The organism is Flavobacterium cauense R2A-7 (genome assembly GCF_000498475.1).
GTDB lineage: Bacteria > Bacteroidota > Bacteroidia > Flavobacteriales > Flavobacteriaceae > Flavobacterium > Flavobacterium cauense.
Map to the genome: position 1 here is coordinate 209,964 of NZ_AVBI01000001.1, position 14,294 is coordinate 224,257.

A 14,294-nucleotide genomic window follows, 5' to 3' on the forward strand; every position below is an offset into this window, starting at 1 on the left:
ACGGTGGAATCACAATAAAATTATAATAAATTTTCCAACTAATAGTGATTTTACGTTTCTCGAGTGCTGTTTAAATCTGTCTGTTCGGTTTATTTCTGGCGGACGCTGAAACAAGATGCTCAATTCATGCTAAAAATTAGTATTTTTACCTCCGCTATGATGGATTTAATTTTTAACGAAAGAATACCTGAAAATAAGGACTGGGCAACAATACTGTTTGTCCTGTGCTTTACGCTGATTGCCATTAATCGAGCCGTTTTTGAAGTTCGTTTCGCCGAATTCATCAGAATTGCCGTGTCTGACAAATACCTCAAAATATACCGGGACAGCGGCAACATGAAAAGTTGGTTTACCATTTCCATGTTTATCGTTCAATTGATTTCGTTTGCGTTTTTGATTCAGATTACCCTGGCGTATTTCGGATTAACCACTAAAACCAATTGGATTTCCTACATTCAGATTATCACCCTTTTAGGCGTATTTATACTTTCGAAATATTTGGTGGAAAAAATTATTGCCACCACTTTTAACATTGAAGATTTTAACGAACAGTTTAATTTACAGAAAGTTAATTACCGAACTTACATAGGTTTATTGGTTCTTCCCATTAACGTTCTGCTTTTTTACAACGATTTCTTGTCAAAAACACTGCTTCTTGTAATAATTTCTATTATTTTGATAATTAACATCCTAACATATTTCTTTTCTTTGAAGAATTATCAAAACTTAATACTAAGCAAGTTCTTTTATTTTATTTTGTATCTTTGCGCACTTGAAATAGCGCCCTATTATTTCATGTACTATTGGTTTACAAAAAGTTAGAATAATTGATTTTCTTTAAAATATGAAAGTGAAAACTATCTTGGTTTCGCAACCAGAGCCTAAAGTGGAAAATTCACCATACTTTGAACTTCAGCAAAAACTGAAAATAAAAGTTGACTTTAGGCCTTTTATTCACGTAGAGGGCGTTTCGGCCAAAGAAGTCCGCGCACAAAAAATCGACCTGAACAATTTTACGGCCATCATCCTTACCAGCAAAAACTCAGTAGATCATTTCTTCAGAGTAGCCGAAGAGATGCGTTACAAAGTGCCGGAAGATTTAAAATATTTCTGCCAATCGGAAGCCATTGCTTTCTATTTACAGAAGTACGTGGTCTACAGAAAACGTAAAATCTATGTGGGTCAGAAAGACTTTGTCGATTTGTCGCCGCTGATCAAAAAATACAAGGACGAAAAATTCCTTTTACCGTCATCCGATCAATTGAATGCCGATATTCCGCAAACCTTAAACGGATTGAAAGTAAATTGGGTACCGGGAACGTTCTACAGAACGGTTATGAGCGATCTTTCGGATTTGAAAGATGTATATTATGATGTTTTGGCGTTTTTCAGTCCGACCGGAATCAAGTCGTTGTTCAAAAACTTCCCTGATTTTGTTCAGAACAATACCAGAATTGCGGTTTTTGGAAGTACGACACAGAAAGAAGCATTGGAACACGGTTTACGAGTGGACATTATGGCGCCGACACCGGAAACCCCTTCGATGACCATGGCTTTGGAAAAATATATTATTAAAGCTAATAAAGAATCTAAGGATAAATAACATTACTTTTTATATTTAAAAAGCAGCCTAACGGCTGCTTTTTTTTATTTATTCACTTAAACACAAAATTAACCGCAGATTCGCAGATTAAAAAAACAGATAATCAATAATCTGCAAATCTGCGGTAATTCCTTTAAAGCTTAAAAGCAGAATATATTTGATTCCGGGATAATAAAAAAATCCCAACCTTTCGATTGGGATTCTCCTATTCTTATTTTCAATTACAACTGTGGTCCAGCTGCAACAAGGTTTTTACCTTCTTCGTTATCAGTGTACTGAACAAAGTTTTTAATAAATCTTCCTGCTAAATCCTCCGCTTTTGCTGTCCATTCTGAAGCATCAGCATAAGTATTTCTCGGATCCAAAATTTCAGTATTTACGCCTTCTAAAGCCGTTGGCACTTCTAAGTTGAACAAAGGAACGATTTGTGTATCGGCTTTTTCCAATGAACCGTCTAAGATTCTGTCGATAATCGCACGGGTATCTTTAATAGAAATACGTTTCCCTGTTCCGTTCCAGCCTGTATTTACCATATAAGCCGTTGCGTTGTGCTCTTCCATTTTCTTCACCAATTCTTCACCGTATTTTGTTGGGTGCAAGCACAAGAATGCTTTACCAAAACACGCTGAGAAGGTTGGCTCCGGTTGTGTAACACCTCTTTCTGTTCCTGCTAATTTAGCGGTGAAACCAGACAAGAAGTAATATTTCGTTTGCTCCGGAGTTAATTTAGAAACCGGTGGCATTACTCCGAAAGCATCTGCGGTTAAGAAGATTACTTTAGAAGCGTGACCTGCTTTGGAAACCGGTTTTACAATATTTTCGATATGATCGATTGGGTAGGAAACACGGGTGTTTTGTGTTACCGAACCGTCTTTGAAGTCAATTTTACCGTTAGCATCCAAAGTAACATTCTCCAACAATGCATTTCTTTTAATCGCTCCGTAGATATCCGGTTCGTTTTCTTTGCTTAAATCGATGGTTTTAGCATAACATCCGCCTTCAAAATTGAAAACACCGTCGTTATCCCATCCGTGCTCATCATCTCCGATTAATTCACGTTTCGGATCGGTTGATAAAGTGGTTTTTCCTGTTCCGGACAATCCAAAGAACACCGCAACATCACCGTCTTTTCCTTTGTTAGCCGAGCAGTGCATGGAAGCAATTCCTTTTAACGGAAGGTAGTAGTTCATCATCGAGAACAAGCCTTTTTTCATTTCCCCGCCGTACCATGTTCCTCCGATTAACTGGATTTTCTCGGTAAGGTTGAATGCAACATATACTTCCGAATTTAATCCGTGTGCCGCATAGTCTTTAAAACTGGTTTTAGAACCGTTCATTACAACGAAATCCGGCTCACCAAAGTTTTCCAATTCTGCCTCTGTAGGACGAATGAACATGTTTTTCACGAAATGTGCCTGCCAGGCCACTTCCATAATAAAACGTACTTTTAAACGAGTATCTTCATTAGCGCCACAAAAAGCATCTACCACGAATAATCGTTTCCCGGAAAGCTGCTTCACCGTAGTTTCTTTTAAAGCGTTCCAGGTATCTTGTGTAATGGGCTTGTTATCGTTTACTGCTTTTTCGGAAGTCCACCAAATCGTGTCTTTGGTAACGTCGTCTTTTACAATATATTTATCTTTAGGAGATCTTCCCGTGAATACACCAGTCATTACATTAACCGCGCCAAGTTCAGAAAGTTGTCCTTTCTCATACCCTTCCAACGCAGGATTCAGCTCTTCATTATACAAGAAATCAAATGACGGATTGTAGACAATTTCAACTGTGTTATTAATTCCGTATTTCTCTAATGAAATTGTTTTGGTAACATTCATAATTAAAATGTGTTGTTTGTTTGTTTTTAAGAACGCAAAAATAAAAAATTTAATTTTAGATACGTTTTTTTTAACCAACTATTCTGCTTTTTTACCCAGAATTTTAGCAAAAAGGAGTACCCAGGCTGCAATCATCAACATCCCGCCAAGCGGAGTAATCGGTCCTAAGAATTTCGCATTGATTAATGTAGCCGAAGCGGTTGCCAAAAGATAAATCGATCCCGAAAAGAAAAGTACCCCAACTACCACTAACCACAGGATTATTATCTTGGTTTTTTCATCAATTAAGCTCGTTGTCCCTACAAAAAGCAGGAATAACGCATGATACATTTGGTATTTAACGCCGGTTTCAAAAGTAACCAACTCGGCTTCACTTAAAATAGCTTTAAGTCCGTGAGCTCCGAAAGCTCCTAAAATAATTGCCACAGCTCCCATAAAAGCCGCAACTGCGATGATTTTCTTGTCCATAATTAAAAGTATGCCCAAAGGTAGCACAAAATTAAAAAGTTAAATAATAAAACTTATCTCGTTTTCTGCTTCCAAAGAATATAACAAATTCTTATTTTCGTGAACTTTTTAAAACAAACCTCATCATGAGAAATATTCTGATTATCGGAGCGGGTCGTTCGGCGTCTTCGCTTATTAAATACCTGTTGGAAAAATCGGAAAGTGAAAACCTGCACCTGACCATTGGCGATTTGTCTTTGGAATTGGCGCAGAAAAAAACACAAAACCACAAAAATGCCACCGCACTTGCCTTGGATATCTTTAATGAAACACAACGCAAAGCAGAAATTCAGAAAGCAGATATCGTAATTTCGATGTTACCGGCACATTTGCACATTGAAGTGGCCAAAGACTGCATCACCTATAAAAAACACATGGTTACGGCTTCTTATATTTCCGATGCCATGCAGAGTTTGGATGCTGCCGCTAAAGAAAACGGCTTGATTTTCATGAACGAAATCGGACTGGATCCGGGAATCGACCATTTGAGCGCCATGAAAGTGCTGGATGAAATTCGCGGAAAAGGCGGAAAAGTAATTTTATTCGAATCGTTCTGTGGCGGATTGGTAGCTCCGGAATCCGACAACAATCTTTGGAATTACAAATTCACCTGGGCCCCAAGAAACGTAGTTTTGGCCGGACAGGGCGGCGCTGCCAAGTTCATTCAGGAAGGCAAATACAAATACATTCCGTACAACAAATTGTTCCGAAGAACGGAGTTTTTGGAAGTGGAAGGCTACGGTCGTTTTGAAGGTTATGCGAACCGCGATTCTTTAAAATACAGAAGTGTTTACGGCTTAGACGATGCTTTAACGGTTTTCAGAGGCACAATTCGACGCGTGGGATATTCCAAAGCTTGGGATATGTTTGTACAATTGGGCATGACCGACGATTCGTATGTTATTGACGATTCGGAAAACATGAGCTACCGTGAATTCGTAAATCTGTTTTTACCGTACCATCCGACCGATTCTGTCGAAATCAAATTACGCCACCAACTGAAAATCGATCAGGACGACGTGATGTGGGACAAATTGCTGGAACTGGATTTATTCAACCCAAATAAAATTATCGGTTTAAAAAACGCTACGCCGGCACAAATTCTGGAGAAAATTTTAACCGACAGCTGGACGTTACAACCAAACGACAAAGACATGATTGTGATGTACCACAAATTCGGATACGAATTGAACGGCGAACGCAAACAAATTGATGCCACAATGGTTTGCCTAGGCGACGACCAAACGTATACCGCAATGGCGAAAACCGTAGGTTTACCGGTAGCCATGGCAACTTTGCAAATCTTAAACGGCAACATTAAGACACCAGGCGTTCAATTACCGTTAAACAAAGAAGTATATCTTCCCATTTTGAAAGAACTCGAAGAATACGGCGTTGTCTTTCATGAAAAAGAAGTCGATTATAAAGGTTATAAATAAATAAAAATCCCCCGCTGCAACGGGGGATTTTTTATGAAGCTTCTATCATTTTCTTCTGTTTGATGATTTCATCCTGAAGTTGACGACGTAATTTTTGTTCTCTTTCGATAGCATTACGTTTGAAGGTTTCCAATTCATCTTCCACTTCCGCCAATATGGCTTTTGAATTTTGAGTAATCACATTTGCTTTTTTAAACCGTACCGCCAAAAAACCAACCGTAATGAGCAATGTAAACACCAACGACCACATGATGGCATGGTACAACGTTGTATTCAGTGGCATTCCGAACAACAAAAACGTTTCGTCTTTGATTACAGAAGCCGCGAGCTGACTGTTCGCTTCTGCAATTTCTTCCTGCAGTTTTTTTATTTCACCATTTTTGTTTTCTATGATGGCTTTTGCATCAGATAAGTCGCTTTCATTTCGGGAAAGTAAAGTCACCACATCAGCATGCAATTCTTCCAACGCAGCTTTCTTAACCATTTTTACGTCGTTGTAATCGGCGGAATTTACCAAAATCCTGCTCATCTGACTTTCCACGGCTTTTTTGGTAATGGGTTTTTCAGGTACTGCTTCAATATTCTGAGCCGTTACCGCGAGACCATTTGACAGTGAAACCATCACTGCAAATAGTATTTTAAAAGTTGAATTTCTCATTTTACTAGATTTGGGGTTAGTAGTAAATGGACACTAAATTGAAAATGTTCCATAGAAAACGGAACTTTCCTTTCTATATAGATGCGTAAAATTTTACACTTTTGAGAATTTTTAACTTTTAACTAAAAATTATAATTATATTTAAACTTTAAAATTGGAAATAACTTTCATATTATCACAAATGAAACTAAATCACTTACAGATAGAAATCGACGGTATTGACAAACAAATCCTCCGCGATTTGATGGAAGATGCCCGAAAACCCATTTTACAGATTGCCAACAAAATCGGCATTTCGGGTGCGGCGATTCACCAAAGGTTGCGTAAGCTGGAACAGGCGGGCGTGATTTCGGGATCGAAATTTGTGGTGAATACTAAGGTTTTGGGCTACAGCACGATGGCATTTGTGGGGATTTATCTCGACAAAGCGGCACGAAATCCGGAAGCGGTAAGGGAACTGAAAAAAATTCCGGAAGTATTGGAATGCCATTACACTACCGGAAACTGGAGTATTTTAATCAAAATCATCTGTCGCGATAACGAACATTTAATGCAATTGCTCAACAAAAAAATCCAAGCCATTGATGGGGTTTCCAGAACAGAAACCTTTATTTCGCTGGACCAGCAGATTGAACGACAGATACAATTGTAGTACTCAGTAGTCGGTAATTAGTACGCAAACAGAAAAATGGCTTCCTGCCTAGCCCCGATTGCAGTGTAAATCCTCCCTCGTTTTCCAAAACGAGGGAGATTGCAACGAAAAGCGGGAACAAGGACTCCAAAAAAGCCCAAGCCTTTCGCTCCAAAAAAAAATCCGCTACTCACGTAACGGATTTGTATTTTATAAAATTTGCTCTTATTCTCTTCGTCCAAAAACCTGTAGTGCCCAGTACAACAAGGAAGCTACGGCACCCAAAGCCGCGACAACATAAGTTCGCGCGGCCCATTTTAAGGCGTCTTCAGCGCCGGCGTATTCTTCCTGACTCAGCATATTTTTATTTTTTAACCATGCCAAGGCACGATTACTCGCATCGTACTCCACCGGCAACGTAATTAAACTGAATAGTGTCGCAATCGCCATTAAAACCAAACCGGCCACTGCCACATAAAAGCCAATCGACGATTTTGCACCGATCCCCAAAATCAAACCTCCCATAATCAACCATTGCGACAAGCTGGAGGAAATATTTACCATGGGTACCATTTGCGAACGCATCGTTAACCATTGATAGGCCTGCGCGTGTTGTACAGCGTGACCACATTCATGCGCCGCCACTGCTGCTGCTGAAGCATTGCGTTGGTTGTACACGCCCTCACTAAGGTTCACGGTTTTATTCGCAGGATTGTAATGATCGGTAAGCATTCCGGGTGTGGAAATAACTCTCACGTCGCGAATTCCGTTATCGGCCAGCATTTTTTCGGCAATTTCTGCTCCCGACATGCCGTTGCGCAAATGTACTTTCGAATACTGTTCGAACTTCCCTTTTAATTTTGAGCTTATCAGAAAACTTGCTAAAGCTATCGCTCCCAATAAAATATAATATCCAATCATTTCTTTGTGTTTTTAACTCCTAAAGATAATCAAATCGTGCGCCAAAACCTCGTATTGCCATTTTGTCACGCTGTTAAATATTTTATAAAAAAATCCCGAACACTTTTCAGTATTCGGGATTTCCATCTCTAATTTATGCTTCGACAAGCGCCGCGCGACAACAAATCTTATCCTACCAGGTTGATAATTTTCCCGGGAACGATAATCACTTTGTTTGGCGTTCTGCCTTGTAATTGTGCTTGGGTTCTTTCGTCGGCCATTACGATTTCCTCGATTTGGGGGGCAGATAAATCCAACGGCAACTTAATCGTGAAACGCATTTTTCCGTTAAACGATACCGGATATTCTTTTTCGCTTTCCACCAAATATTTCGCTTCGAAAATCGGGAAGGCTACCGTAGCAATAGATCCTTCGTGACCTAAGGCGCTCCATAATTCTTCGGCGATGTGTGGCGCGTAAGGCGAAACCAAAATTGCTAGCGGTTCCAAAATCGCGCGGTGGCGGCATTTCAATTGTTGCAATTCGTTGACGCAAATCATGAATTGGGAAACCGAAGTGTTGAACGAGAAATTCTCGATGTCTTCGGTTACTTTTTTGATGGTTTTGTGCAACGATTTGTACATTTCGGCTGTGGGTTCGTCGTTGGTGATGATGGAACCATTGTCATCGAAATACAAACGCCATAGTTTTTTCAAGAATCCTGATACTCCGGTAATTCCGGCGGTATTCCAAGGTTTTGCCTGCTCTAATGGCCCTAAGAACATTTCGTATAATCTTAACGTATCGGCGCCGTATTGTTCGCAGATGTCGTCCGGATTCACCACGTTGTATTTCGATTTGGACATTTTTTCAACTTCGCGCCCTACGATGTATTTGCCGTCTTCTAAAATGAATTCCGCATTGGCATAATCGGAATATAATGGGTGCGCCTTGAATTTTTCGATATTCAATTCGTTGGTAACGTCATTGATACACGATAAATCAACATGTATTGGATGTACATTCTTATCAGCAATCAATCCTTTTGAGTACAACGTTTTGGAATCTTCGGAGCGGTATACAAACGCACTCATTCCCAAAATCATCCCTTGATTAATCAGTTTTTTGAACGGTTCTTCTGTAGGCGCAAAACCTCTGTCTTTTAAGAATTTGTTCCAGAAACGGGAATACAACAAGTGACCGGTGGCGTGCTCGCTTCCGCCGATGTATAAATCCACGTTTTCCCAATATTGCAAAGCTTCCTGGCTGGCGAAATCGTTCTCGTTGTGTGCGTCCATGTAACGCATCCAGTACCACGAACTTCCGGCCCAACCCGGCATGGTGTTTAATTCTAAGGCGAAAACAGTTTGATTGTCGATTTTTTCGTTTTCAACAACTTTATTATTAACACTGTCCCAAGCCCAAACCGACGCGTTGCCTAATGGTGGCTGGCCGTCTTCTGTGGGTAAATATTTTTCAACTTCCGGTAAAACGATTGGCAGGTGTTCTTTAGCAATCATTTGTGGTAAACCGTTTACGTAATAGACCGGAAACGGTTCGCCCCAATAACGCTGACGGGAGAATACCGCATCGCGCAAACGGTAGTTTACTTTCGCTTTTCCGGCACCTATTTTTTCTAATTCTTCAATGACTTTTTTGGTTCCTTCTTTATACCCCAATCCGTTTAGGAAATCAGAGTTTACCAATTCGAAACCTTCTTTGGCGCCGAACGCTTCTTGTGAAATGTCCTGATTGAAAATATTTTTGATTTCCGGCATCCCATGGGTTCCTTTGAAGAAATTTGCAAACGCATAATCTCTTTCATCACCGCAAGGCACTGCCATAACCGCTCCGGTTCCGTAGCCTGCCAACACGTAATCGCCAATCCAAACCGGAATCGGCTCTTTGGTGAACGGATGCTCGGCATAGGCTCCGGTAAATACACCTGAAATGGTTTTTACATCAGCCATACGCTCTCTTTCCGAACGTTTTGCAGTCGCTTCCACATAGGCTTCCACAGCGGCTTTTTGCTCCGGCGTGGTGATTTGCGCCACCAATTCATGTTCCGGTGCCAAAGTCATGAACGTTACCCCGAAAATGGTATCAGGACGGGTAGTAAATACTTCTATTACTTCCTCGTGGTTTTTCAAATTAAAAGTTACAGAAGCTCCTACTGATTTTCCGATCCAGTTTCTTTGGGACTCTTTCAACGATTCGGTCCAGTCGATGGTTTCCAAACCTTGCAGTAAACGTTCGGCATAGGCTGAAATGCGCATCGACCATTGCGTCATTTTTTTACGGATGACCGGATGACCGCCGCGCTCGGAAACGCCGTTCACGATTTCGTCGTTCGCTAAAACAGTTCCTAACGCCGGACACCAGTTGACTTCGGTTTCCGCTAAATACGTTAATCTATATTGAAGAAGAATTCTTTGTTGTGCTTCGGAAGAAAAACTGTTCCATTCCGCAGCAGTAAACGGCGTGATGTTGTCATCGCAAACCGCTTTTACATTAGCATTTCCTTCTTTTTCGAAAAGGGCAATTAAGGTTGCAATATCTTCTGCCTTATCCGAAGTTATATTATACCACGAATTGAACAACTGAATGAAAATCCATTGGGTGTGTTTGTAATAATCGGGGTTGGAAGTGCGTACTTCACGGCTCCAATCGAACGAAAAACCGATTTTATCCAACTGTTCGCGGTAACGCGTAATGTTTTCTTTGGTGGTTTTTTCGGGATGTTGCCCGGTTTGAATGGCATATTGTTCTGCCGGCAACCCAAACGAGTCGTAGCCTTGCGGATGCAGTACATTAAACCCTTTATGACGTTTGAATCGCGCCACAATATCCGAGGCGATGTACCCTAACGGATGCCCAACGTGCAATCCTGCTCCGGAAGGATAAGGAAACATGTCCAAAACATAATATTTTGGTTTATCCGACGTGTTGGACGCGGCAAACGTTTGGTTTTCGGCCCAGTATTTTTGCCATTTGGCTTCGATTTCGTTGTGAAAGTATTTCATTCTTGAGTCTCAAAGTTGCAAAGTTGCAAAGCTGCAAAGTTGCGATGATTATAAATATTCTTATAGTTTTTCCAATAGCCCCGATGGTAGTGGATCCCGATTTTCATCGGGAGGAACGGACAGCGGGAACAAGGACAACCGATAAAGCCCGAACCATTCGCTCCAAACTTTAAAAATTGTGCGGCAAATTTACATTATATTATAAGAAAGTTAAAACTTTGGGCGTTATAAAGGTTAAAAACGATTTTCTTTATTATTTTTACGGCTTAATTTAGAGTTATATGGCATCATCATTCGAGAAGTTTCAAAAAAGACGACTTATTTCTTCTTATTTTTCTGTGGTTTTGAGTATTTTTTTAGTGCTGTTCCTTTTGGGAGCATTGGGTATGTTTGTTATCCATTCCGAAAAAATCTCGAACAGTTTTAAAGAAGACATTCCGATGTCGGTCTATTTTAAAGACGAGGCGAACGATACGATTTTGAAAGCATTTGAGACGAAGCTGAAAAATTCGGCATTCGTGAAAGATTTTGCTTTTGTTTCCAAAGACGATGCCGCCAAAAACAACAAAGATATTGTGGGAGAAGATTTCCTTGAATTTTTGGGCATGAACCCGCTACCGAATTCGTTTGATATTCACTTGAAAGGAGAATATGTGGAAGCGGCAAAAATCAAACAGATTGAAAGCGATATCCGTACCAACGACATGGTTACGGAAGTAATTTACGATAAAAAATTAGTGGAATTAGCAAATGAGAACATCAAGAAAATCAGCTTCTGGATTTTGATTATCAGCAGTGTTTTCGGACTGATTTCAATGTTACTAATCAACAGTTCGTTGCGTTTATCAGTGTATTCCAACCGTTTCATCATCAAAACCATGCAAATGGTGGGCGCTACCAAATCGTTCATCCGCAAACCGTTCATCTGGAGAAGTATCCGCTTAGGATTGATTGGTTCCGGATTGGCTATCATGGCACTTATTGCCTTAACGTTCTATGTTGACGGCTTGTTCCCGAATTTAGGAATTGCCAAAGACTATGCTTCCATGGCGATTATTTCAATTGGTATTTTACTGGTTGGCATCGTAATTACCTGGATCAGTACGTTCTTTGCTACGCAGCGTTTTTTAAATTTAAGAACAGACGATCTTTATTAAGAGGGAAGTTAGAATTTGGAAAACAGTACTGAATACGGTTATCGATTTAGAAACATTTAAAATACGGGCATCACATTTTAGACCCTTTTAAAATTATGGAAAACAAACAAAAACCGGACTTTCTTTTTGAAAACAGCAACTATAAAATTCTTTTAATCGGATTGGGCGTAATTGCGCTTGGCTTTATTCTGATGGCCGGCGGTGGCAGCGATGACCCGAAAGTATTCAGCGAAGACATTTTTAATTTCCGCCGAATCAAATTGGCGCCGACCGTAGTTTTAATCGGTTTCGGAATTACGATTTATTCGATTTTTAAGAAAAGTAAACAATAGTAATATCGTGACTAAGTTTCTGAGTTCATTACCATCTTAGAAACTCAGCAACTCAATAACTCCCAAATGGATTTTTTTCAAGCCCTAATCATTGCCATCATTGAAGGTTTAACCGAATATTTACCGGTTTCTTCCACTGGACACATGGTTTTTGCCAGTTCCTATTTTGGCATTCAGGAAGACGATTTCGTGAAATTATTCCAGGTTTCGATTCAGTTTGGAGCGATTCTGGCCGTTGTGGTTTTGTATTGGAAGAAGTTTTTCGATTTCACCAAACTGAATTTCTTTATCAAATTAGCCTGTGCGGTTGTTCCGGCATTGGTGTTGGGAAAATTATTTGACGACAAGATTGACGCAGTTTTAGGCAACCCAATTCCCATTGCCATTGCATTAATTGTGGGCGGAATTATTCTGCTATTCATTGACAGTCGTTTTAAAAACCCAACCATAACCAGCGAAGAAGACATCACCGTTAAAAAAGCAGTCACCATTGGTATTTGGCAGTGTTTGGCCATGATGCCCGGCACAAGTCGTTCAGCAGCTTCAATTATTGGCGGAATGCAGCAAGGATTGACACGTCATGCAGCAGCAGAATTTTCTTTTTTCTTAGCAGTTCCGACCATGTTAGCGGTGACTTGCTATTCGGTGTTTTTAAAAACCTACGAGCATTCTCAAATGAAAGGCTACGAACTGATTTTAAAATCAGACGAAAACATAAAACTATTCTTAATCGGCAATATCGTGGCGTTTATTGTTGCGATTTTGGCGATTAAATTTTTCATCGGCATCATCAAACAATACGGTTTCAAACCTTGGGGCTGGTACCGCATTGTAGTGGGAATTGGTCTTTTGGTTTACTTCACTTATTTAAAATAATACGCTTTGCTGACTCCCGAAGACTACCTAAACGGACAAATTTTATTGATTGACAAACCCTTGAAATGGAGTTCCTTTCAGGCGGTGAACAAGTTGAAATACACCTTAATCAACAAATTAAAACTCCCGAAGAAATTCAAAATAGGACATGCGGGAACGTTGGATCCGTTGGCATCCGGCTTACTGATTGTCTGCACCGGAAAATTCACCAAAAGAATTACCGAAATCCAAAGTCAAGCAAAAGAATACACCGGAACCTTTCATATCGGGGCCACGACACCTTCGTATGATCTGGAAACCGAAATCGACGCTATGTTTCCCACCGAACATATTACAGCCGAACTGATTGAGAAAGCCCGCTTGTCATTTGTAGGCGAAATTGATCAGAAACCACCGGTATTTTCGGCCATTAAAAAAGACGGAAAACGTTTGTACGAACACGCGCGTGCCGGCGAAGAAGTGGAAATTGCCCACCGAAAAACCACCATTCACGAATTTGAACTGACCCGAATAGCCTTGCCGGAAATTGATTTCAGAGTGGTATGCAGCAAAGGGACTTACATTCGTTCGCTGGCTTATGATTTTGGAGCCGCTTTACAATCGGGCGCCCATTTAACCGCTTTACGCCGAACAAAAATTGGCGAATTCTCGGTAGAAAACGCCATTTTAGTTACCGATTTTGAAGACACGGTTAGTCCAAAGCAAGCATAATTTTCGTAATTTCTTCCATGGTCGACAAGCCTTTATCGTGCAGGTACCATTTCTGCAATTCGGTTTTGGCTTCTTCGTTCACGACTCCGAATTTTGCTTTGAATTCTTTTATAAGTCTTGTAGCACCTTCCGGTCTTGGCCCCCAAGCAGCCAGCACTTCGTGATTATCGGCATTGACAATAATTAATTTTGGAATGGATCTTCCGCCGTTGGTTAAAAATTCCTGCATTAACGGATCGTTTTCATCACGGAAAACAATTCGTAAATCTATTGCAGCGGCAACTTCGTCCATTTTATGCATGATTGGCAACAACTGGGCAGCGTCACCGCACCAGCCTTCCGCCAAAACTAACCAAATGTATTTTTTGTTCAGATTTCCCAAAGTAGTTTTCACTTCTTCCGGAACGACCAGCGTTTTGTCCAGACGGTTCATGCGCACTTCGTTCAACTGACTGTAATGCAGTAAATCTTCGGATTGTTCGTTACCGGACGATTTTCCTTCAGCCAATAACTGTGTTACTTTCGCTCTGTATTCGGCATAATTGCAACTGTTTTGCAATGCATTTTCTATGATGACTTTCATTTTTTCTTATTTTAACTACAAAGTTACTTCAAAAAACAA

Annotated in this window: 14 protein-coding genes; 8 read left to right on the top strand and 6 right to left on the bottom strand. The window is 40.4% G+C overall.

What is annotated here, in order from left to right:
- Positions 1-126: 126 nt before the first annotated feature.
- Together FCR2A7T_RS00960 and FCR2A7T_RS00965 are read left to right on the top strand one after the other, a co-directional pair.
- The gene (locus FCR2A7T_RS00960; RefSeq protein ID WP_240471522.1) at positions 127-822 is read left to right on the top strand and encodes a DUF4271 domain-containing protein; all 696 of its coding nucleotides are present in this window, start codon (positions 127-129) and stop codon (positions 820-822) included.
- A 22-nt stretch (positions 823-844) separates the two neighbouring features.
- Complete coding sequence (locus FCR2A7T_RS00965; protein WP_035116791.1) at positions 845-1,603, top strand: uroporphyrinogen-III synthase; 759 nt, start codon at positions 845-847, stop codon at positions 1,601-1,603.
- A 221-nt stretch (positions 1,604-1,824) separates the two neighbouring features.
- On the opposite strand, the gene pckA is transcribed toward FCR2A7T_RS00965, so the two are convergent.
- Both pckA and FCR2A7T_RS00975 read right to left on the bottom strand, forming a co-directional pair.
- Positions 1,825-3,438 carry a phosphoenolpyruvate carboxykinase (ATP) gene (gene pckA, locus FCR2A7T_RS00970; protein ID WP_035116974.1) on the bottom strand — a complete coding sequence of 538 codons (1,614 nt, stop codon included), beginning with the start codon at positions 3,436-3,438 and terminating at the stop codon, positions 1,825-1,827.
- A 78-nt stretch (positions 3,439-3,516) separates the two neighbouring features.
- Positions 3,517-3,906: a DUF423 domain-containing protein gene (locus FCR2A7T_RS00975; protein WP_023569393.1), complete on the bottom strand. Its 390-nt coding sequence runs from the start codon at positions 3,904-3,906 to the stop codon at positions 3,517-3,519.
- Positions 3,907-4,031: 125 nt separating this feature from the next.
- Between FCR2A7T_RS00975 and FCR2A7T_RS00980 the strand changes: the two genes are divergently transcribed.
- A complete protein-coding gene (locus tag FCR2A7T_RS00980; RefSeq protein ID WP_023569394.1) occupies positions 4,032-5,384 on the top strand; it encodes a saccharopine dehydrogenase family protein in 1,353 nt (450 codons plus the stop codon).
- Positions 5,385-5,415: 31 nt separating this feature from the next.
- On the opposite strand, the gene FCR2A7T_RS00985 is transcribed toward FCR2A7T_RS00980, so the two are convergent.
- Positions 5,416-6,042, bottom strand: coding sequence for a hypothetical protein (locus FCR2A7T_RS00985; RefSeq protein WP_131473130.1), 627 nt, complete (start codon positions 6,040-6,042; stop codon positions 5,416-5,418).
- Positions 6,043-6,223: 181 nt separating this feature from the next.
- Between FCR2A7T_RS00985 and FCR2A7T_RS00990 the strand changes: the two genes are divergently transcribed.
- Positions 6,224-6,694, top strand: a complete 471-nt coding sequence (locus FCR2A7T_RS00990) for an Lrp/AsnC ligand binding domain-containing protein (protein ID WP_023569396.1) — start codon at positions 6,224-6,226, stop codon at positions 6,692-6,694.
- A 204-nt stretch (positions 6,695-6,898) separates the two neighbouring features.
- On the opposite strand, the gene FCR2A7T_RS01000 is transcribed toward FCR2A7T_RS00990, so the two are convergent.
- Together FCR2A7T_RS01000 and leuS are read right to left on the bottom strand one after the other, a co-directional pair.
- Entirely contained in the window at positions 6,899-7,594 is a 696-nt protein-coding gene (locus FCR2A7T_RS01000; RefSeq protein ID WP_023569397.1) for a zinc metallopeptidase, read from the bottom strand.
- 167 nt (positions 7,595-7,761) lie between these two features.
- On the bottom strand, positions 7,762-10,596 hold the full coding sequence (gene leuS / locus FCR2A7T_RS01005) for a leucine--tRNA ligase (protein WP_023569399.1): 2,835 nt from the start codon (positions 10,594-10,596) through the stop codon (positions 7,762-7,764).
- A gap of 281 nt (positions 10,597-10,877) precedes the next feature.
- Between leuS and FCR2A7T_RS01010 the strand changes: the two genes are divergently transcribed.
- The 4 genes from FCR2A7T_RS01010 to truB all read left to right on the top strand — a co-directional run bounded on the left by FCR2A7T_RS01010 (position 10,878) and on the right by truB (position 13,672).
- Positions 10,878-11,753, top strand: a complete 876-nt coding sequence (locus FCR2A7T_RS01010; RefSeq protein ID WP_023569400.1) for a cell division protein FtsX — start codon at positions 10,878-10,880, stop codon at positions 11,751-11,753.
- A gap of 95 nt (positions 11,754-11,848) precedes the next feature.
- Positions 11,849-12,085, top strand: coding sequence for a DUF3098 domain-containing protein (locus tag FCR2A7T_RS01015; protein ID WP_023569401.1), 237 nt, complete (start codon positions 11,849-11,851; stop codon positions 12,083-12,085).
- Positions 12,086-12,151: 66 nt separating this feature from the next.
- Positions 12,152-12,961 carry an undecaprenyl-diphosphate phosphatase gene (locus tag FCR2A7T_RS01020; protein WP_023569402.1) on the top strand — a complete coding sequence of 270 codons (810 nt, stop codon included), beginning with the start codon at positions 12,152-12,154 and terminating at the stop codon, positions 12,959-12,961.
- Positions 12,962-12,970: 9 nt separating this feature from the next.
- On the top strand, positions 12,971-13,672 hold the full coding sequence (gene truB, locus FCR2A7T_RS01025; protein WP_035116976.1) for a tRNA pseudouridine(55) synthase TruB: 702 nt from the start codon (positions 12,971-12,973) through the stop codon (positions 13,670-13,672).
- Here the strand turns inward: truB and FCR2A7T_RS01030 are convergent.
- Positions 13,653-14,255: a thioredoxin family protein gene (locus tag FCR2A7T_RS01030; protein WP_023569404.1), complete on the bottom strand. Its 603-nt coding sequence runs from the start codon at positions 14,253-14,255 to the stop codon at positions 13,653-13,655. The two genes, truB and FCR2A7T_RS01030, sit on opposite strands and share 20 nt — an antisense overlap.
- Positions 14,256-14,294 lie beyond the last annotated feature (39 nt).